The organism is Bacillus sp. FSL M7-1020, assembly GCF_038050415.1.
GTDB classification, from domain to species: domain Bacteria; phylum Bacillota; class Bacilli; order Bacillales; family Bacillaceae_G; genus Bacillus_A; species Bacillus_A toyonensis.
In genome coordinates, this window is the sequence record NZ_JBBOTW010000001.1 from 2,648,208 (window position 1) to 2,668,318 (window position 20,111).

The 20,111-nt window shown below is 33.6% G+C and carries 20 protein-coding genes and 1 pseudogene; 7 read left to right on the top strand and 14 right to left on the bottom strand.

Going from position 1 to position 20,111, the window contains the following annotated elements; genetic code table 11:
• Window positions 1-107: 107 nt before the first annotated feature.
• From MHB70_RS13505 to MHB70_RS13515, 3 genes are all read right to left on the bottom strand, one after another.
• Window positions 108-1,139 (bottom strand): fatty acid desaturase, encoded by a 1,032-nt coding sequence (locus MHB70_RS13505; protein ID WP_000174972.1) that lies wholly within the window; start codon window positions 1,137-1,139, stop codon window positions 108-110.
• Window positions 1,140-1,491: 352 nt separating this feature from the next.
• Window positions 1,492-2,322, bottom strand: a complete 831-nt coding sequence (locus tag MHB70_RS13510; protein WP_001028384.1) for a VanW family protein — start codon at window positions 2,320-2,322, stop codon at window positions 1,492-1,494.
• Between the two features lie 585 nt (window positions 2,323-2,907).
• Complete coding sequence (locus MHB70_RS13515) at window positions 2,908-4,581, bottom strand: alkaline phosphatase (RefSeq protein WP_000977075.1); 1,674 nt, start codon at window positions 4,579-4,581, stop codon at window positions 2,908-2,910.
• Between the two features lie 320 nt (window positions 4,582-4,901).
• Between MHB70_RS13515 and MHB70_RS13520 the strand changes: the two genes are divergently transcribed.
• On the top strand, window positions 4,902-5,384 hold the full coding sequence (locus MHB70_RS13520; RefSeq protein ID WP_000809100.1) for a DUF2975 domain-containing protein: 483 nt from the start codon (window positions 4,902-4,904) through the stop codon (window positions 5,382-5,384).
• Window positions 5,385-5,394: 10 nt separating this feature from the next.
• Window positions 5,395-5,610 carry a helix-turn-helix domain-containing protein gene (locus tag MHB70_RS13525; RefSeq protein WP_000974611.1) on the top strand — a complete coding sequence of 72 codons (216 nt, stop codon included), beginning with the start codon at window positions 5,395-5,397 and terminating at the stop codon, window positions 5,608-5,610.
• Window positions 5,611-5,650: 40 nt separating this feature from the next.
• On the opposite strand, the gene MHB70_RS13530 is transcribed toward MHB70_RS13525, so the two are convergent.
• The 6 genes and pseudogenes from MHB70_RS13530 to MHB70_RS13555 all read right to left on the bottom strand — a co-directional run bounded on the left by MHB70_RS13530 (window position 5,651) and on the right by MHB70_RS13555 (window position 8,679).
• Window positions 5,651-5,962 (bottom strand): hypothetical protein, encoded by a 312-nt coding sequence (locus MHB70_RS13530; RefSeq protein WP_000845544.1) that lies wholly within the window; start codon window positions 5,960-5,962, stop codon window positions 5,651-5,653.
• A 93-nt stretch (window positions 5,963-6,055) separates the two neighbouring features.
• The gene (locus tag MHB70_RS13535) at window positions 6,056-6,328 is read right to left on the bottom strand and encodes an Mpo1-like protein (protein WP_000347330.1); all 273 of its coding nucleotides are present in this window, start codon (window positions 6,326-6,328) and stop codon (window positions 6,056-6,058) included.
• Between the two features lie 226 nt (window positions 6,329-6,554).
• Entirely contained in the window at window positions 6,555-7,133 is a 579-nt protein-coding gene (locus MHB70_RS13540) for an HAD-IA family hydrolase (protein WP_001024225.1), read from the bottom strand.
• A 24-nt stretch (window positions 7,134-7,157) separates the two neighbouring features.
• Window positions 7,158-7,739, bottom strand: a complete 582-nt coding sequence (locus MHB70_RS13545) for a kinase (protein ID WP_000107735.1) — start codon at window positions 7,737-7,739, stop codon at window positions 7,158-7,160.
• Window positions 7,736-8,281 (bottom strand): annotated as a pseudogene (locus tag MHB70_RS13550) (GNAT family N-acetyltransferase). Before MHB70_RS13550 ends, MHB70_RS13545 begins: the two are co-directional and overlap by 4 nt.
• Before the next feature lie 14 nt (window positions 8,282-8,295).
• Window positions 8,296-8,679, bottom strand: coding sequence for a VOC family protein (locus tag MHB70_RS13555; RefSeq protein ID WP_001049858.1), 384 nt, complete (start codon window positions 8,677-8,679; stop codon window positions 8,296-8,298).
• Between the two features lie 284 nt (window positions 8,680-8,963).
• Here MHB70_RS13555 and MHB70_RS13560 point away from each other — a divergent pair, with 284 nt between their 5' ends.
• On the top strand, window positions 8,964-9,212 hold the full coding sequence (locus tag MHB70_RS13560) for a hypothetical protein (protein ID WP_000433610.1): 249 nt from the start codon (window positions 8,964-8,966) through the stop codon (window positions 9,210-9,212).
• 349 nt (window positions 9,213-9,561) lie between these two features.
• On the opposite strand, the gene MHB70_RS13565 is transcribed toward MHB70_RS13560, so the two are convergent.
• Window positions 9,562-10,098, bottom strand: coding sequence for a DUF2812 domain-containing protein (locus tag MHB70_RS13565; RefSeq protein WP_000536846.1), 537 nt, complete (start codon window positions 10,096-10,098; stop codon window positions 9,562-9,564).
• A 7-nt stretch (window positions 10,099-10,105) separates the two neighbouring features.
• Window positions 10,106-10,423 carry a PadR family transcriptional regulator gene (locus MHB70_RS13570; protein ID WP_000991888.1) on the bottom strand — a complete coding sequence of 106 codons (318 nt, stop codon included), beginning with the start codon at window positions 10,421-10,423 and terminating at the stop codon, window positions 10,106-10,108.
• Window positions 10,424-10,611: 188 nt separating this feature from the next.
• On the opposite strand from MHB70_RS13570, the gene MHB70_RS13575 reads away from it, so the two are divergent.
• The 3 genes from MHB70_RS13575 to MHB70_RS13585 are packed head-to-tail and all read left to right on the top strand — an operon-like array spanning window position 10,612 to window position 13,803.
• Window positions 10,612-11,559 (top strand): AAA family ATPase, encoded by a 948-nt coding sequence (locus MHB70_RS13575; RefSeq protein WP_170960690.1) that lies wholly within the window; start codon window positions 10,612-10,614, stop codon window positions 11,557-11,559.
• A complete protein-coding gene (locus tag MHB70_RS13580) occupies window positions 11,556-12,719 on the top strand; it encodes a DUF58 domain-containing protein (RefSeq protein WP_001014408.1) in 1,164 nt (387 codons plus the stop codon). Before MHB70_RS13575 ends, MHB70_RS13580 begins: the two co-directional genes overlap by 4 nt.
• Complete coding sequence (locus tag MHB70_RS13585) at window positions 12,694-13,803, top strand: DUF4018 domain-containing protein (protein ID WP_000860516.1); 1,110 nt, start codon at window positions 12,694-12,696, stop codon at window positions 13,801-13,803. The genes MHB70_RS13580 and MHB70_RS13585 overlap by 26 nt, the downstream gene beginning before the upstream one ends.
• A gap of 55 nt (window positions 13,804-13,858) precedes the next feature.
• Here MHB70_RS13585 and MHB70_RS13590 read toward each other — a convergent pair.
• The 3 genes from MHB70_RS13590 to MHB70_RS13600 all read right to left on the bottom strand — a co-directional run bounded on the left by MHB70_RS13590 (window position 13,859) and on the right by MHB70_RS13600 (window position 18,237).
• A protein-coding gene (locus MHB70_RS13590; protein ID WP_087963639.1) for an IS3-like element ISBth167 family transposase occupies window positions 13,859-15,228 on the bottom strand; the annotation gives its coding sequence in 2 pieces (ribosomal slippage) (window positions 13,859-14,763 and window positions 14,763-15,228; 1,371 coding nt in all).
• A gap of 101 nt (window positions 15,229-15,329) precedes the next feature.
• Window positions 15,330-16,781: an MFS transporter gene (locus tag MHB70_RS13595; RefSeq protein WP_016514010.1), complete on the bottom strand. Its 1,452-nt coding sequence runs from the start codon at window positions 16,779-16,781 to the stop codon at window positions 15,330-15,332.
• Window positions 16,782-17,019: 238 nt separating this feature from the next.
• Entirely contained in the window at window positions 17,020-18,237 is a 1,218-nt protein-coding gene (locus MHB70_RS13600; RefSeq protein ID WP_001286450.1) for an aspartate aminotransferase family protein, read from the bottom strand.
• 274 nt (window positions 18,238-18,511) lie between these two features.
• Between MHB70_RS13600 and MHB70_RS13605 the strand changes: the two genes are divergently transcribed.
• Window positions 18,512-19,891 carry a catalase gene (locus MHB70_RS13605; RefSeq protein WP_001003629.1) on the top strand — a complete coding sequence of 460 codons (1,380 nt, stop codon included), beginning with the start codon at window positions 18,512-18,514 and terminating at the stop codon, window positions 19,889-19,891.
• The last annotated feature ends 220 nt before the right edge of the window (window positions 19,892-20,111 follow it).

Below are 20,111 nucleotides of genomic sequence, written 5' to 3' on the forward strand. Positions count from 1 at the left end.
TTCGTAATTACAATTTGAAATCCCCTCCTCATCAATCATCTACTATTTAAACAAAAACTCCCCTTAAATCAAAAATGATTAAGGGGAGTTTTTCATATGCGATGAAGTTATAGTTCAGATTTCACTCGAACAGAAACATTATTTTTAATTATATTTTTGACATCTTTAAAGCTAACAAAATTGTTACTTTTCTCATCCCAAAGACGGAAACGTAGTGATTGTAAGCTTGTAGCAAGCGTAATCGTTGGTACATTTTTTAACGGAAGCGTATTATTATGTGCCTCTTCTAGTTTATAGTTAGGTACTCTTGGGCTTAAATGGTGAACATGATGGAATCCAATATTACCAGTTAAGAATTGCAAAATTTTTGGAAGCTTATAAAAAGAACTTCCTTCCACTGCCGCTTTCACATATTCCCAATCTTTATCCTCTTCAAAATAAGAATCCTCAAATGTGTGCTGTACGTAAAACAGCCAAATACCTATTGAGCCTGCTATTAAGAATATAGTACCATGTACGAAAAGGAACGATTGCCATCCGATTGCCCAGCAAAGTACCCCTATTAAAGCAACGATTAATATATTCGTCAAATAAGTATTCATACGTTCTTTCTGTCTTGCACCTTTTCGGTTAAATCTATTTTTAAGCAAGAAAACATAAATCGGACCTAATCCAAACATAACGAATGGATTGCGATATAAACGATATGCTAAACGAAGTCTAAATGGTGCAGCTACATATTCATCAACTGTAAGCGTCCAAATATCCCCTGTACCCCTCTTATCCAAATTACCACTCGTAGCGTGGTGAATAGAATGCTCATGCCCCCATTGATCAAATGGGAATAAAGTTAAAACACCCATACATGTTCCAACTATTCTATTTGCACGTCGACTTTTAAAAAAGGAATAATGGGTGCAATCATGAAAAATAATGAAAATTCGTGTCATAAATCCAGCGGCTAACAGAGATGGAACTAATGTTAACCAATAAGAAACTGACAAACTTTTATAAGCAAGGTACCATAAAATAATAAATGGAACTATTGTGTTGATAAGTTGCCAAACACTTTTTTTAATCGTTGATTTTTCAAAAGGAGCAACTTGTTTTTTTAAATTTTTAGTATTTTGTAAGGTCATTTTTCTAATTCCTTTCCTGTATGTTGCTAATTCATATTATAGCATACTATTAGTATCAGGTGTTATGTGTAGATATAATAAATATTTTATACAATGAAAATCTCTTTTTTCTTACTCATTTCTTACAAATTTCTTACGTCCAAAATAGCTTCTATAATAAGAAAGAGGGAGCATTTGTGCCGAGAATTCGAGTTTTTTTCCAATAAATACATAAAAAAAACACAGTGCTTTTTCACATCTGTGTTTCTTATTTTCATTCCAATGAAAACCAAGTAAATTTAGGATTTATACTTTTTTGATAAAAATAAGAATTACATACATGCTATACTATATAATCTATGCGTTTACCATATTACTCACTATTTTCATTTTTACAAACTAAAAATGGTTCGTACATCATTATAGCGTGATTCTCCGTTACATATTGATCTTCTATAAACTGCTTCTGTTGATTATATACTCTGCGTTGAATCACATTATGTCGTATATAACCACCCCAGTATGCAGGCTGAATGGCGTGTTCTTTTTCATAAACTTCATATTGATAAAGTTGCGGATACATTGTTCTCCATTCACCAACTAAATATTTCTCTGTCATATAAAGGTGAAGTTGATATGGTTGATCCGTGTCATTTTTAATTTGCAAATCCAAATAATTATAAAAGCACGTCGCTCCACTTCCAAACGGCTGCGTTCGCCTGGAATCAGGAAAGACATCAAAGCTATGACGATATCGCTCCGTTACTGTCAGCGGTGTATGTAAAGTCATCCAATATATTAAATTTGAAAGCTGACAAAGGCCTCCTCCAATACCTGTTTGAAAAGATCCGTAGTGTAAAACCATACCTTCTACATACCCTTTTTTCCTCGTAGGCTTACCTATTAAACGCCAGTAAGAAAATGTTTCTCCCGGTCTAATGACGATACCATTAATTTTTTTAATAGCAATTTTTAAATTAACAACCTTATTGTTTTGATACCACATATCTACATCCTTGAGCTTCCGAAGTAGTATTGTTCGGTGCTGAATTGCTGTACATGGCAGCTGTTCTTGTTGGAACCTTTTTGCATATGTTTTTCCGTCTACTAACCACTGAATGTACCTCTTTGTAGAGTAATACCATGTCCCTACTATAATGCGATACTTAGACCGCTGCTTAGGACGTAATTTCACTATATTCATTTTATTCCCTCTCTCTTTCATATGCTGCCATTTCCGTTATTACCCCGACAATTGGTTTCCATATTCACCTGCACAGCATTGAAATACTAATTGGTGCATTCTCTTTTTCTTCAAATAAATTCTAATATACCTCTATTTCAATAAATTGCACTTTTCTTAGTTGCATAATCATTTTTTTCAATAAATAAAGAGTAAATGTACTCTAGTGAAGATTTTATTTTTTGGATTTCTTTATAATTGTGTGAAACTGCGTCGCAATACGATAAATTGAAATAAACACATTATAAATATAACGGATAATTTTAAACAAATAATAATGAAAATTAAAGGAATTCTAAAGTATTAATATATTTTCTGTAAATATTGAGTGATCATACATTACTTATTAAAACTTTACTATATGTATCAATTCTCTATTCTACAAACGAACTTCTTTATTTTAAGAGAAGCATTTTTTTCCTTTCTTGTTTTTATAAGTCTCTTCTGGAAAACTTTGCGGCAGAATCCAAACATCACTATTTACAGGACAAAACACAAAAAATTGCCAACCAGTTAGCTTAGCAAGGTTAACTAGTTGGCAATTTTTTAACGAGAATGCTTTACAAATAATTGAATTGCTTCTTCCGGTACATAGAACTTCCCATTACTCTCTACAATAATACTTTCTAATTCATACTCTTTATCATTAATACGAATTATATTTTTATTAACACTTAATTGAGCTTCCACTTTATTATGATTTACTACGAGCACTGGGTTTGCTACATCGGTTTTGTCGATTGATACAGTGGCACCAATTCTCTTAAAGGCTTGTTCACTCTCTAAAAATATTTTATTTGTTACTTCTTCTAAGTTAAAGCCCATTGCTTTCGCCATCGTCTTCGCAATGTCTATATTTTGGATTAAGCCTTCTGGTTTTTGTGGTCCATAAGAGTATAAGAATACATCCTCACCTGTATGTCCTCCTGTCGTAAAGCCAATATTTGCACGATTAGCCAATAACGTAGTAAGGATTCGACCTACATCCATTTTCTTTTTTGCCGCTTTTAACTTTTCTTTTTCATCATGAGTTAGATTGTCCAAACCGTATAGTTTAGCTACACCTTCTACATTTGATAAATCAGATTTCAGTTTATTTGTAGTCCCTTCAAGTGTCATTTTCGCCTTTTTCAATGGGGCAATGTATGCAGATACAGGTGTAGTATTATATCCCTTTGTCGTATTCATATTGCCAATAGAGATACCACTGTTGCCATGGTCAGCTACAGCAATGAGCATCGTATTACCGTCTTTCTTCGCAAATTTTAATGCTTCTGCAACCGCATTATCAAATGCCAATACATCACTAATAATCCCAATTGGATCATTCGCATGGGCTGCCCAATCTGGCTTACTTCCTTCTACAAATAAAAAGAAGCCATCTTTATCTTTTGATAATGTTTGAATTGCTTTTTCCGTCATTTGAGAAAGTGTTGGTTGCTCTGGATTTGTTACTTCACGATCCATATCGAACGCAAGGGCATTATGTGAGAAAGAGCCCCAAATTTTATCAGATTTAGAGTTCAATAATGCATCTTTTGTTTCAACTAAGTCGTATCCTTTATCTTGAATCACTTTAACTAAATCTTCACCATCTTTACGGATTCCATTTCTTTTCACAGGCTGTAGTGCTGCTTTTCCCCCGCCTAATACGACATCTATATTTTGATACACTTGCTGCTTCGCAATTATGTCAAAATGCTTGCGGTTAGCATGATGGGCAGAGAACCCAGCAGGAGTAGCATGTTGAATTTCAGATGTAGCAACAATTCCAGTTGCGCGACCAGAGCGCTTTGCACCTTCTAGAACGTTCGCAACTGGCCGCAGCTTCTCCTCTTCTTTAATTGGTTTTAAGCTAGGTGAATTCACAATTGATGGCAATACACCTACATATCCTGAATTTGATTTATTCCCTGTTGCTAAAGCTGTAGCTGCTGGGGCTGAGTCTGTAATAGCGGATTCTGCTGAATATGTGCGAACACCTCCCGTTATGATTTCATCTAATGCAAGCGGTGCCCCTTTATACAAGCGAGCTAACGTTGTTGCTGAAGAGCTCGTTCCATCCATAACCATCATAATTATATTTTTTGGTTGATGTTCTACTTGTTTCACCTTAGCTTCGGCCGCCTGATAATTCATCATGCTTTCAGTACTTAATACACTTAATGTTACAGTTGATACTAATAATATCCCCTTCACTTTTTTACTCAATTTCATCATTTTTGTTCCTCCATAAACTTCACATTCTTTTATATACAAGATCCAATTTTCCATTACGTTTATACAAACTTATATATGTTCTTTTTTATTAGTTCCCTATTGTCATAAAGCTAACAACAATTACCGTCACTTTCGTTCATTAATTAAATAATGTTATATGTCACAGCCCTAAATTCTCTACTATTAAAGTGTCATCATTCTCTTCATCATATAAAAATTTGTTTATCAATAAAAACACGATTAAATGAAATAAAAATTTATTGTTAAACAATAAATTACATGTTAAATTATATAGATAATAATTAAATGAGGTGCTTTTTATGAAACAAGGATCAACACTCTTTTTAAAGACGGCTGTTATTCTTATGGGAATTCCTGTTCTTGCTATGTGCATTTTTTTAGTTCCTAAAATAGGGAATTTCGCTGCAGAATTATATCCTGATATTGCATATATTAAATATCTTGTATTTATCAACTTATACGCAACAGCAATACCTTACTATTTCGCACTGTACCAAACGTTTAAGCTGTTAAACTATATTGACAAAAACAACGCATTCTCAAAATTGTCTGTAAAAGCGTTAAAAAATATTAAGAACAGTGCATTAACAATTAGTGTATTATATGTATTAGGCATGCCACTTTTCTATCTCGTGGCAGAGAGAGATGACGCCCCGGGCATTATTATTATTGGAATGATTATGATTTTTGCTTCATTGGTTATCGCTGTCTTTGCTGCCGTTCTCCAAAGACTATTAAAAGATGCTATTAATATAAAATCAGAAAATGATTTAACGGTCTGAGGTGAATAATATGGCAATAATAATTAATATTGATGTAATGTTAGCGAAAAGAAAAATGAGTGTAACAGAGCTTTCGGAGAAGGTTGGAATTACAATGGCTAACCTTTCTATTTTGAAAAACGGAAAAGCAAAAGCGATTCGATTTTCAACTTTAGAAGCAATTTGTAAAGCATTAGAATGCCAACCAGGGGATATTTTAGAATATCAACCTGAAGATACCGAATAAAAAGAGTCCTTCTCACATGAAGGACTCTTTTTATTGCATATTACGGTGCGAAATTAATTTGACCAGTAAACAATAAGATAATCGTGATGATCCAAAATATAAAAAATGATGAGGACAGTATGAATGAAAGAATACCTATCCCCTTCTTCTCTGTTTTTTTCGTCATTATAATTATTGAAAGTATGATACCTACGCCTGTAAGAGCAATAGTAATATAATCTCCCACTATATTACCCGCATTCGCTATCCTCGTTGGAGTTATAAAAACGAATAAAAAACACAAAATTCCAATAAATAAAGATATATAGCTTATTATACTGTACTTCTTTTTGAGGACTATTTCGGTTTTCATCATAACCCACCCCTTCTGTATAGCTATGATTTCATACTAGCACGAATAACTATAATTTGGTTTTATTTTACCGCCTATAGCACTTTTATTGAGTTAATTTCTTTTTAATACTTTTTTTAAAAAATATATTGGACCTACTACCAAATATGCTGGGTTTGATAAGAAAGTCGGCTTCTTACCTTCAATTGCATGACCTACAAATTGAAAAATCCATCCTAATATAAATAATGATAGCCCTAATTTCCAATTCACGAATAAAATGAATATAGAAATGATAATTGTAGGAATACCAATAAAGTGAAAAAATTTATTCATTGGATGTTGATGGTCGTCTCGATATTTTTTAAACATTTTTTGAAAGTCCATATTTTAACCCCTCTCCATTATTAAAAATCTTATTTTAATTTGAAACTAACGAAAGTAAATTTTCTTCTACTAATATATATGCAGGTGTACCATATATAACCTGTAAAGCCAATCCTTTTAAAGAAACTAATAAAGCTCTTGAAAAAGCTTCCCAAAATAATTGACCTACTACATATAAAATAACCTCTACTTTTTGTATGAAAAGTAAAGGTTATTTTCAAACCATTTATAAAGAAACCTCTCTATCAACCACTACCTTAAAAAATTCCGAGTAATGTGCCAAAGAATAATCCGCTACATCACAAATCCCTTGAAACATGCATGTTGAAATACCTAATTCCTTTGCAGGTAATAAATCTAACTCTCTATCTCCAATAGCTAAATCAATATTGTACTTCCTATGTAAATGATCATACGCTAAAGAATTCGGTTTTCGAGGGAAACCATCGTCAATTGTAACCATATCGACGAAGTATTTATCCCATCCGTAATATTTTAAAATTTCCATAACCCCTGCTTTATGTTTATGGGTCATGATTACATTTTTATCTGCAAATTTCAAAACCTTTTCGACACCAGCAAAAGGCTTCATATCTTTTGGAGTAAATTTCTTCTTCAAAATTTTAATCTTTTCTTCCTGCTCACATGAAATATTATAATAATGAATTGCGTGAGAATATGATATTTTCAAGTTTTTGTATATTTCTTGTTCATCTACTGTATCACCTAATATTTCAGAAAGCATCTTCGTATATGCAGGATACGTATCAAATAACGTCCCATCAAAATCCCACAAAATATTCATTGTATTCACCCTTCTATTTTCGAATCATTGTATGACTAAATCCGCCCTATCCTTCGGCAATTCCATTTCTAAATAATACTCCTCTGCTTTCCAATACCTGTTTTGAAACTTTGAAAGTTTCTTTTGTGTCTCTTCGCTTTCACGCTGAAACCTTGTTTCCCTTGGACAGTCCAAATACACCATATAATGAAAGAAATCTCTCCATTCTTTTCGCTGTAGAAAAACTCCTTCAATTACAATTACACCTACAATAGGGATCTGGACTTTTTTCATTTCACATGAATCTGTATCATCATAATAGAAAGGCAATTTCAATTTCGTTTCATGTTGTAACTTTTGAAAAAATTTCTGCCGCAAGTATGCAATATCCCACTGTAAATGATAGTACTCATACCATTCTTCATATCCTGTTTGATATCGTTTATTACGCTCCACTATATGATCATCAATATGGAAAATATGAAACGGAATGCCTTCTTGTTTCATATTTTCTTTTAATTTTGTTGCGAATGTTGTTTTTCCTGAACGACTTAAACCATCTATTCCGATAATGAATCGGTTTTCTTTATGTTTCTTCATTATACTTATAATTTCACTCGTACTCATTGCTTCTTCCACTCTTCTTTTAATAAAGAAAATAAAATGGTATCATGAGCAACTCCATTTTGAATCATATGTTTTCGAAGTAATCCCTCTTCTTGAAACCCTGCTTTTTTTAGCAATTTTTGAGATGCCTTATTTTCTACATATACGACAGCTGCGATTCTTATAAGTTGCAGCTTTTCAAATCCGTAAGTTAAGATGGCTTGTAATGCTTCGGATGCATATCCCTTTCCCCAATATATATCATCTAATTCATAACCAATTTCAGCTCGTTTATGATGATTGTTAATTAAATGAAATCCGCACGTTCCGATTAATTGGTCCGTCCCTTTTTTCTCTATTCCCCAGCGAAACACATTGCCTTCTTCATAACGATTTTTAAACGTTTGAATCGTTGTTTTCGCTTGCTCAATATTTTCGAAAGAATCCATTCCGAAATATCGTATAACAGATTCTTTCGAAAAATATTAGAACATCATTTCTGCATCTAATAGTGTAAGTTCTCTTAAAAGTAAACGTTCTGTTTCTAGTTTCGGAAATTCCATCTCTTTTTCTCCCTCTATTCTAATGAACTGCAAATTTCAATATAATTTCCATCTGGATCAGCAATGTAGGCAATTGTTTGTCCCCATGGTTTCACAATTGGTTCTACTAAAACTTTAATACCTTGCTCTCTGAATTGCTCAATTGTTTCTTGTACATTCTCAACTACGAATCCTAATTCGAAGTGAGAAGATTGTAATTCACCTTCTGTAAGCGGTAGTCCTGTTAATTCTTTCACGTCTTCTCGTGTATTCATCGCTAATATTGTAGATCCAGTATTAAATTCAATATATGTACCATGCTCAGCTTTTATAGGTAACTGTAAAGTATCTTTATAGAATCTTAAACATTCTTCAAACTTTTCTACATATAAAATGATGTATTTCATTTTTAAATTCATGTTACATCCCCCTTTTGTATTCATCCCTAAAAATTCGACAAAAACTACAAAAAAACCTTGTTCTTCCTACAAATGAACATAAAAAAATGAGGCCGATTTCTCGGCCTCCCAGCTTATTGGCATAAAACAGGAGATTTGGTTTGGACATAACCAGTTCGTACTTTTATTATATTTTATTTTTTCTGAATTTTAAATACTTTAAACACCTATTTATATTGAGAAAGTTTTTTTACTTGCATAAAATTATACTGTTTAAGAAATGCTACAAATGGAGGTGTATACATATGGAACCAATGCTTTGTCCAAGCTGTAAAACAAATCGTACTCGCTTTAACATTCTTGAGCAACAAGTAAAACCAGTAAAGTTAAATCCTCAAACTGGTCAAGTAGAAGAAGAGTATACTAATGAAACGATGAATGCTTTTCATATGGCTTATCAAGGACCTACATACCGAGTCCAATGCGCTGTATGCGGACTTGTTGAAAACCCTGAACAATTTATTAAACCTGCTCAAAATCAGTCTTTCTCATAAAGTGAAACTTTAATCAGTGGAGGTTTTGTTCATCCCCCACTGATTATTAGCCTTCACCAATCGGGATTTTACGGGTAGTTGATCCCCCACCTAACTTTTTTGCTTTCGCTGAATTTTGAGGTGGGGGTCTTACTGCCCGTTAATGCGGGATAAAATATTGTTAATCAGTAGTTCCTTATTTATGATTTTTTAGGTATTGTTACGGGATATCTCCATCTACAATTGTTCGTTCTATACCTTGAATACACATATTTTTATTGTGTAAAAAATAGCGAACAAAAATAAAAAATATATAAGAATTAAAGAAGATAATTCCCATATCCCCCTTCTTTAATAATTCCACTCTTTGTTACAATATTTCCTTTTTCAACTGTTTAATCTTCCAAGTTATATTAATAAATATATATAAATACATACAACCTATAAACCCTACCATACCTTTAAATATATAAGGAATTCTAGATTCTGATGGTCCAAGAAAACATAAGTAAAACGTTGGCATTATCGTTACAAACACAATTACAAAGAATAGTAATAACTCATTTAGTTTTTGTATCCTCGTATCCTTTTCTGAATATATATCAGGCAACTCATTTTCTTCTTCTACTTCTTTACAAAAATAATTCCATTTTGCAAAACTCGTTACATGTTTCCATCCACACATTTCATATATATCAATATTTTCTTGTTGCTTTTCTTTTGAATCTTTATAATCCAATCTAAAATCCGCTTTATATACTACATCTTTCGGCTCAGTTTTCTTAAACGTATACATTACATTATACTTTTGTAAAGCCCAACCTTTTTGATGCATTTTTCTTAAAAAGTCTTCTTCTTTTTCTAAACTCCATACCGCGAAAGGTTTGAATATCTTCTTTGTCCCCATCTTCCATTCACTCCCCTAATATACTGTTTCCATTTCTTACAGATCTCTGTAACCTGTTATACTCTAGCTCTAAAACTTCTCTTCCAAACGGCGTTAACTCATAGCACTTCTTTCTATCTGTAGAGGCCACTTCAACAATTAACTTCTCTTTTAGTAACTTCGTCGTATTCCCATATAAAGTACCAGGACCGAGCCTTACTTCCCCTTTTGTCATCTCTTCCACCATTTGCATAATTCCATATCCGTGCATTGGTTTCACTAATGACAAAAGTATGTAATACGTCGCCTCTGTTAACGGAATATATTTTTGTGCTTTTGCATTCATTATACCTACCTCCGATACATCGTCTTATGATATATCGATTAACGATACATCGTATAACGATATTGCATAATCATATTCCAAAATATACAAGTATAATTTAATAATTAAATATCCATTTCTTTAAATTGAAAAATCATACCTATTTTCAGAATAATTTGTTAAAATATAGAAACATTAACTCTTTTATAATGAAAGGAATGATACATATGATTCATACATTAAAAGAAAATATAGGGTGTGTGTTTGTTGGTAAAGAAAATGTTATTGATCTACTACTCGTTTCTCTACTTGCTGATGGACATGTACTGCTTGAAGACGTGCCTGGTACCGGGAAAACGTTGCTGGCGAAAACAATTTCAAAAAGTATTGGTGGTAATTTCTCTCGTGTTCAATTTACCCCTGATGTACTTCCGAGTGATGTAACAGGTATTGAATATTTCAATCCGAAAACGAGTGAATTCGAATTAAGACTTGGACCAGTTATGACGAACATTTTACTAGCAGATGAAATTAACCGTGCAATGCCGAGAACACAGTCTAGTTTGTTAGAATCAATGGAAGAACGACAAGTAACGCTTGAAAAACAGTCTACTCCTCTTCCGAAACCGTTCTTTGTTATTGCGACGCAAAATCCAATTGAATCACAAGGAACTTTCCCTCTTCCTGATGCACAGCTCGATCGCTTTTTAATGACAATTGCAATTGGTTATCCGGCCCCAGAAGATGAGTTACAAATGATGCGACGTTTTCGTAACGATACACCATTAGAAAGTGTTACATCTGTTATCTCTTTAGAAGACATTTTAGAAGCGCAGAAACAAGTAAAAGAAATTTTCGTATCAGAACCGTTAGAACATTACATAATTAAACTTGCGCAAGCTACTCGAAATCACGATTACATTGCTAACGGTGTAAGCCCACGTGCCACTTTAGCTTTAGTGCGCGCAGTTCAAGCATTAGCCTTTTTACGTGGCAGAGAATATTGTACGCCTGAAGATATTCAATTTTTAGTTCCTTCTGTTTGGAATCACCGTATCGTCTTATCAATGGAAGGTGCATTACGCACGACAAAGAATGAAATTATGCAAAGAATTTTAAAAGAGATTGATGTACCAGTGGAGATTGAGCAAGCATGAATGGTCAACGCGTTGTAACTGTACCTTTATTTTTTCAGCTTCATATTATTCAATTAACTGTGCCCGTCGCGTTACTTTTCACATTCTTTTTCCCGCAACGCATGCTTATGTTTCTCTTTTTCTTCTATTATTTATTTGCGATTTTCATTTATAAATACGTCGCTTTCATAGAGAAAAAGTTTCAAGTTATAAATGAGAAACAAACGACTCGGCTATTTCCTGATGAATCTGGACAGTTTTTTATTCATTTGAAAAACGGGGGAAGCATACCACTCGTTAATGGTGTTTGTTATTTTCATTTACATTCATCTCTTATACCGCATAAAGATCAAGGAATTGAACAAATATCAAAGACGTTATTTTCTTTCCCATTTTCACAACCTGCACATTCAGCGCAAAAATGGGATTTAACATTAACTGCAACGAAGCGTGGTGTGTTTCAAATTGAACAGTTCGAATGTGTATTAAAAGATCCATTTCATCTATTGACTGTACATTTACCTGTTTTTGATAAATTAAGGACAGAAATTATTGTGTACCCTTCTCCTAAAGAAGTAGCAGGTTTGCAAGAACTTCAGCAACTATTAAATGGTTCATATCGAACGAATTTTTCTTTTTACAATGATGAAACATCTATTATCGGTGTGAAACGATATGAACGTGAATCATTCCGCTCTATTCATTGGAAAGCATCTGCTAAAATGCAGGAATTACAAGCAAAGCAATATGAACCCGTAAAAAATTATAGCTGGACGATTTGTCTTTCTTTAGCAGCGAATCGCGGGTTTGGTTGGAGAGATAACATAGAAGAACTTATTTCATATGCAACATACATTTGCCAATACGCAACGAAGCATCAAATACCGTTTGAATTGTTTATAAGTGTATTAGCAGAAGGCGGTGCATTACATTTACCGTTAAATGAAGGACAAGCACATTACGGAAAGGCATTAGAGGAATTGGCGCGTATTTCAGATGATAGTACGCTTCTTCCGAAACAAGGATTTCTTCACTATGTGACGAGAAAAAGAGAACGCTCGTCTACGATGATTTACATCGGTATACAGAAGAATGAGCTCCCTCTTCTAACGCAACCTACATTTCTCATAAATATTGAAGGGATGGTGGAAGCAGTTGAAAACTTGGCTCTATCACGTTAATGACTTTATTCTGCTGCTTCTCCTTTCGTTATTAACGGAAAGAGATGAAATAGTTGGTATTGCTATATTTTTAGCGACCGGTTATGTAGGAGTACTTCTTATTAATAAATTAATGAAGAAAAAAACAACAGGATTTGTAATACTGTTAGTTGCTCAAATAGTCGGTTGTTCTTTCATCCTACCTTTTTCTCTTTTTGGCACAATTATGTTACCGCTTTTCTTCTTTATCGTACATGCAATTGGACCTGGGTATCCGGTGCAAAAGTCGTTAAGCGGTATTTTATGGTTTGTATTTTCAGCTATATTTCATGCCCCTTTTCCACCGTTATGGAAATTGTTATTATTAGTTTTACACATTATGATTACATTTTGGCAAACAGGTTCAAATCGTAATCAACAGCTATTACGTTTCACTTCTATTATTGCTATTGGAACAATTAGTGCTTTACTTATTCCGGTATTCCCTTATATTCGTCTTGTTTTTTCTTATATCGTTCAAGTAGTTGCGTTAGGATTCGGATACGCTATCAATCCGTTGTTTTCGGCAGCTGCATTAAAAGAAACAGATGATTTTTGGTCGAATAAAGGGAATCTAAAAGATCCTACTATTAAAGATGATCTGGAGCCACTTCCTTTTGATCCAACTCTTATAAATAGCATAACCATAATAGTCTGTACCACCATCGCCATTTATATCGTTTGGAAAATAATAAAACATCGAAAACATTTAAGTTTACCAAATATACCAGTCTTCGAATCTACAATCATTACTGATAAAGAAGGTATGAGCCAAAAACAAATGAAGCGAAATAAACCACCACATAATGAAATTCGAAAAGAAATTTTCAAACTTGAAAGTAAATTATCCCCTACTTTAAACCGGGAACGAGGAGAAACAGTTGAAGCGTGGTTAGAAAGAATTCATGATGATGAAGGTATACATATTCAGAGGGATATTATTATAGATGCGTATAATGCAGTACGTTATTCAAATGATGAAAACACTGTACTTCTGAATGAATTTAAGGAAGAGGTTCATAAGCTTTATGCGTATGAGAAGAGTTTGAAGAAAAAGAGAAAATGATGTATACAAAAAGACTCCTATTAATGAACTGAACCCCAAAAATTAGACAAATATATTAAGCAGCTACTAAGGATTGAACTCTGTATTGCACAGGGGACAATCCTTTTAGTTTTGTTTTAATTCTTTTGTGATTGTAGTAATGAATATAAGTTTCTAGTTCTTGCTTAAATTGTTCCATACTTTCAAACTCTTTAAGATAAAGTAATTCAGACTTTAATAAGCCAAAGAAATTTTCCATGACTGCATTATCTAAGCAATTTCCCTTACGGGACATACTTTGGATAACGCTATGTTTTTTAAGCGACTGATGATATTGTCGCATTTGATAATGCCAACCTTGATCCGAGTGTAAAATAGGAGTTTCCTTATCATTCAAACGTTGAAACGCCTTATTTAACATTTTAGAAACAAGGGAATAGGCAGGTCTATGTTCTATATTGTAAGCTATAATTTCTCCGTTATATAAGTCTAAAATGGGTGATAGATATAGTTTTTTACCATGTAAGTGAAACTCCGTCACATCTGTTACCCATTTTTCATTTGGTTTTGATGCGTGAAAATTACGTTTTAAAATATTAGGAGCGAATTTCCCGACAGTCCCTTTATATGAACGATATTTTTTTAATCGAACAAGACATTTTAATCCCAGGATATTCATTAAACGTCGAACGGTTTTATGATTTAATGCATGGCCTCGATTACGTAATTCCAATGTAATACGACGATAACCATACCTCCCAAAATTCTCACTAAAGATCTCTTTAATTAATTCTTTAACTTTCTTATATTTATCTGGACGTTTCGCTTGTTTCATCCAGTAATAATACGTACTACGAGCGATATTAGCGACTTTCACAAGGTCAACGACCTTGTATTTATGCCTTAATTCATAAATCAATTGCGCTTTGTCTTGGTCTGTGATGTTTTCTTCTTTTGAACTAAGGCATTTAACTTTTTTAAATAGTCATTTTCCATACGCAGACGTTCATTCTCTGCTTGTAGCGCTTCTATAGAACCTTCAAGAGATACTTCGTTTTGTTTTAAATGTTGTAGCTTAGCTTTTTCTTTGGCCATGGTTAGACGCCCCTTTTTCTTTGATTTTAGGGCATCTAATCCTTCTGTTTCATAAGCTACTTTCCATTTTCGGAGTGTTTCGCAAGAAGGAATATTAAAAAAAGCAGCTGTTTCTCTCAGAGATGTCCCATTTTCATTCATATAATGAATTACATCTAGTTTATACTCGAGAGAGTAAGTTGTATAGCGTTTTTCAAACGCCTTTTCCCCTGAAAATTCAAACCGTTTAATCCATTGATAAAGTTCTCTAGGATGAACCCCTATAGAATTAGCAATGGTTTTTCCGCCTTCTGTACCTTCTAGATATCGTTTTACTGCTTGTATTTTATCTTTTGAAGAAAATTTAGCCATAAAAAGTGCACCTCCAATTGTTAATTATGTGTCTAACAATTGGGGTGCACTTCATTTAAACTAGGAGTCTTTTTGTAAAAGTCCACGTTGCTTTTCACAAATTATGCTTTTTTTCCTGCTTCAATTTCTAAAGATTCTTCATGCCACCAAAGTGTTTCTTCCGGATCCTCTTTAGCGATTTGGCGTGCTTCTTTTTTCGATTCTACTGTAGGATATGAACCTTTTAGCGCACGTCCTGATGTTGTAACGAATAGTACACTAAATACGACTAATCCAATTATACTTACACCTGCTAAATAAAATGCTGGTGCGAGCGGATTACCGGTTGCATGAACTAAGTATGAACATACGAGCGGTGTTGTTCCACCGAATATAGATACAGAAATATTAAAGGAGATCGAGAGTGCTCGATAACGTACATCGGTGAAAAAGAGTGATGGTAATAACGAAGGTAGTGTTCCTTCATACACACTTAGGAAGAAACCTAATACGAAAATACCTGCAAATATAGCTACAATATGTCCGTTACCTATTAGTAAAAATGCTGGAATTGCAAATACGCTTAAACCAAGTAAACCAATTTGCACGACGCGTTTATTACCAATTTTATCACTTAATTTACCGAAATAAAGTGCCAATGGAATCATAAGTGCCATCGTAATCGAAATAATTAATAAGCCAGTTGTTTCTTTGACTTTAAGTACTTGAGTTAAATAAGAAGGAATATACGAAAGAATCATATAATTCGTAATATTAAAGAAGGCGACAATTACTGTGCTTAATAAGAAGTCTTTTTTGTGATATTTAATAATATCCATAAATGAAAATTGTTCATTGTCTTCAGATTCCTCTTGTGCTTTTTCCATCTCTTCAAAGATGGGAGATTCATCTAAATGACGGCGTAAATATAAACCGACCAAGCCTATTGGTGCAGCTATTAAGAAAGGAATACGCCAGCCCCAGCTGAGCATTTGCTCATCTGTTAACAATAACGTTAAAATGGTAACAATTACCGAAGCAGCAATGTAACCTGAGAGTGTTCCAATTTCAAGACCACTACCGAGTATACCACGCTTTTTATCTGGAGAAGATTCTGCGATATAAACCATTGCTCCTGAATATTCGCCGCCTGTAGAGAAGCCTTGAATCATTCGGGCAACTAAAAGTAGTATTGGTGCCCATACACCAATTTGTTCATAGGTTGGTAGTAATGCGATGAATAATGTAGAAAGTGCCATTAAAATAATAGTAGTACTTAATACGATTTTTCGGCCATACTTATCTCCTATTCTACCAAAGAATACACCTCCGATTGGTCGAACGAGAAAGGCCGCTGCAAATGTACCAAATGTAAGCACAAGCTGCAAACCACTATTATTAACACCTGAGAAGAATAATTGACTTAAAATTACCGCTAAATACGCGTATAATCCGAAGTCAAACCACTCCATTGCATTCCCTATACCAGTAGCAACCACTGCTTTCCTGGCTTGTTTAGGATTGACAATATTAACGTCTTGAGGTTCAAAATTTAAATCAGTATTTTGATGCATATAATAAAACAGCTCCTTGTTTAATTTAACTTCTTTAAGCACACCTTCTCTTATTGAATAAAATTAATTCGAAGCACTTAAGGAAAATTAATGTCTCCTTATCTGTTATTATTGTTTCACATAATTAATTATTTGTCCAATGAGATGCTCTCTATGTTAAGTAATTTACTATTTTAAAAAGCTGAAGAAGGCGCTAAAATAGCGCCTTCTTCAGCTTTTTATATTTTTTTATATTTTTTTATATACTTGCTGTAGCTGCTATGCTATGAACACAGGAAATAAACTCATAAGTGAATGCGTCAATTTCCTCTTTCGTAATAATATACGGCGGAAGTAATCGAATAATATTCCCTTGTGTTACATCGACTAACATTCCTTTATTCATTAACTCAATCTGTAATTTCTTCACATTTTCATTCGTGTCATTCACACTTATCCCAAACATCATCCCCGCATGACGCACTTCCTGAATATAATAAGAATTTTCTTTCTGAATGTCTTGCAGTTTATCATTCAAATATAGTGACGTTTCATAAGCTTCTTGCATTAACCCATCATCAAGTAATGTATTTAATACCGTTAAACCTAAAGCTGTTCCCATTGATGAATGAGCAAATGTTGTGCCATGATCTCCTGGTGAAAATACATCGCATAGCTTTTCACCCACAATAATTCCCCCTAGCGGTATCCCTCCTCCTGCGCCTTTACCAATTTGAATAATATCCGGTGTAATATTAGAATTTTGATAAGCGAACAATTTCCCCGTTCTACCCATACCACTTTGTACTTCATCAACGATAAGCAGCACATTATACTTATCACAAAGATGTTGAACACCATATAAATATTCCCTTGATAAAGGATATATCCCGCCACTTCCTAATACAGGCTCTAACATAATTGCAATAGGCTTTTCATTTAAAATTGTTTCTTCTAATTGCTCTATATTCTCACGCTCTACTTCGTATACAGGAATAGATGTTTTAGGGAAACTTTGATATACATTTTCTTGTCTCGTAAAATGAAGTGCCCCTAACGTTCGCCCGTGGAAACTACCTTTGAGCACAACGACACCTTCTCGCTCTTCATTCGTAATAGATCTATATTTATCAATTAATTTCAACGTTGTTTCTGTCGCTTCCGTACCAGAGTTTGTAAAAAATACTTTGCCGTTTTTTAAAGAGTACTCAACTAATTTCTTTGCATACTCAATCGCAACTGGGTTTAAAAAGTGAAATGGAAGATGCAACGATTTCGTAACTTGCTCCATTGTCGTTTGCACAATTTTAGGATGATTGTATCCTAATACATTTACTCCTACGCCAGAAAACATATCTAAATACTCTTTTCCATTCACATCATACAGTTGACAACCTTCTCCTCTTTCTATTGCAACCTCCGTACGGCAATACGTAGGCATCATATATTCTTTATCTAATTGAAACCAATCCGACATGTTCATTTCCTCCTAGTTATTTTTACTATTTTTTTAATGACCATTATCTATAAAGTTATTTATCAATTAATTTTTAAGATTAAAATTTTAATAGTGTGTTTTCTCTTTCCGATATTCATTTTTCCATAATTTCTTCTATTTCAACAGGTCCACTCTATATGCGTTTTTTTCATCTAGCGGTATGTTACTACTTTGAACTTTGTATGTAATACATAATCAAGGCTATAGAATCATATTTAGTAACAATCGAAGAAAAAATTTGGAGGCTATATCGATGAATGAAAAATATAATAAAAAGAGGCAACCCTTATTAGGAGAAGACCTTAATCAAAATCGAGAACTTAATGAACAAGCTACACTTCACTCTCAAACAGTCGGTTCACGTGGACCTGTTCTCAAGCAAGATAGTGTACTGCATGAAACGTTACAAGAATTTATACATGAAAAAATTGTAGAAAGACCTGTTCATGTAAAAGGTTTTGGGGCATTCGGTTATTTTCAAACGATCTATCCGATGTCTGAACATACAAAGCTAAGTTTTTTACAACATTCTAATGAGAAAGTTCCTGTTATGGTACGGTTTTCGTTAGCTGTTAGTACGAAAGGAACACCAGATACTTCTAGAAATGTACGCGGCTTTTCCACAAAATTTTATACAAAAGAAGGCGTTTTCGATCTTTTATGTAATCACATTCCTGTCTTTTCCGTTCGTGATCCGATACGTTTCCCTGAAACGATTAAAGCGTTGTTGCCTTCACCTAAAAATAACTTAATAGATCCGGATAGATTTTGGAATTTTGTCGCTAAAGCACCCGAATCCATTCATTTTGTTGTCCGTTTATACTCTAATGTCGGTACGGTAAAAAGTCTTCGTCACATCCCAGGACATAGTGTAAATACATACGTTTGGATAAATGCTGAAGGCAATCGAAAGTACGTAAAGTATCATTGGTATCCTTTTGAAGGTGTACAATTCATTACTAGTAAGGAAGCTACTAAACTAGCTGCTGAAAATCCAGATTATAGTGGGAAAGATTTATATGATGCAATTGAGGCTGGTAAATCAGTGGAGTATGGTTTATATGTCCAGCTCATGGATCCAAAAGATGAAGTACATCTTTCTTATGATCCGCTAGATGATACAAAAGTATGGGATGAAAAGATGTACCCTCTTATACCAGTAGGTAAAATGGTATTAAATAAAAACCCTGAAAATTATATGGAACAAGTAGAAAAAGTCGCCTTCTCCCCTTCTAATTTACTAGATGGTGCAGAACTATCTGATGATAAAATGTTGCAAGGGCGTGCTAACATTTATAGCGATTCTCAAAGAAGAAGAATTGGACCCGAATTTCGAAAATTAGCGATTAACCAACAGCAAAATTGGACACCTGCTAATCAAATAACAAGCGGTGATGGAAGGTATGTTGAAGGTAAACTTGAAAGAGCTCCTATAACGAAACAGGATGACTTTACGCAGGCTGGTGAATTTTATACGCAGTTAAAGCCAATAGAAAAAGAATATCTTGCTGAAAATTTAGCTAATGATTTGAAAGGTAGATCTGATGATATTAAAAAGTTGGTTATGGGGTATTTCGATAAGGTATCAACTAATTTGAAAGCAAGCATTGAGGCTAAAATGAAAGAGCATTAAGAAGATGAATTCATACATGGTTTACGGGCAGAAATTCAAATTTATATGCATTGTTTTCTTTTCAAAACCAAGTGAAGTTATGAAAATTAAAAAAATGAAAAATACATATACCCCCGTTCTCAAATTAAAACGGGGTATATGTAAAGTAGTTTAATATTTAACATTACATGCTTTACTTCGCTAAAAAATACAACTAGCAGTCTCTTAAACTAGCTATAGT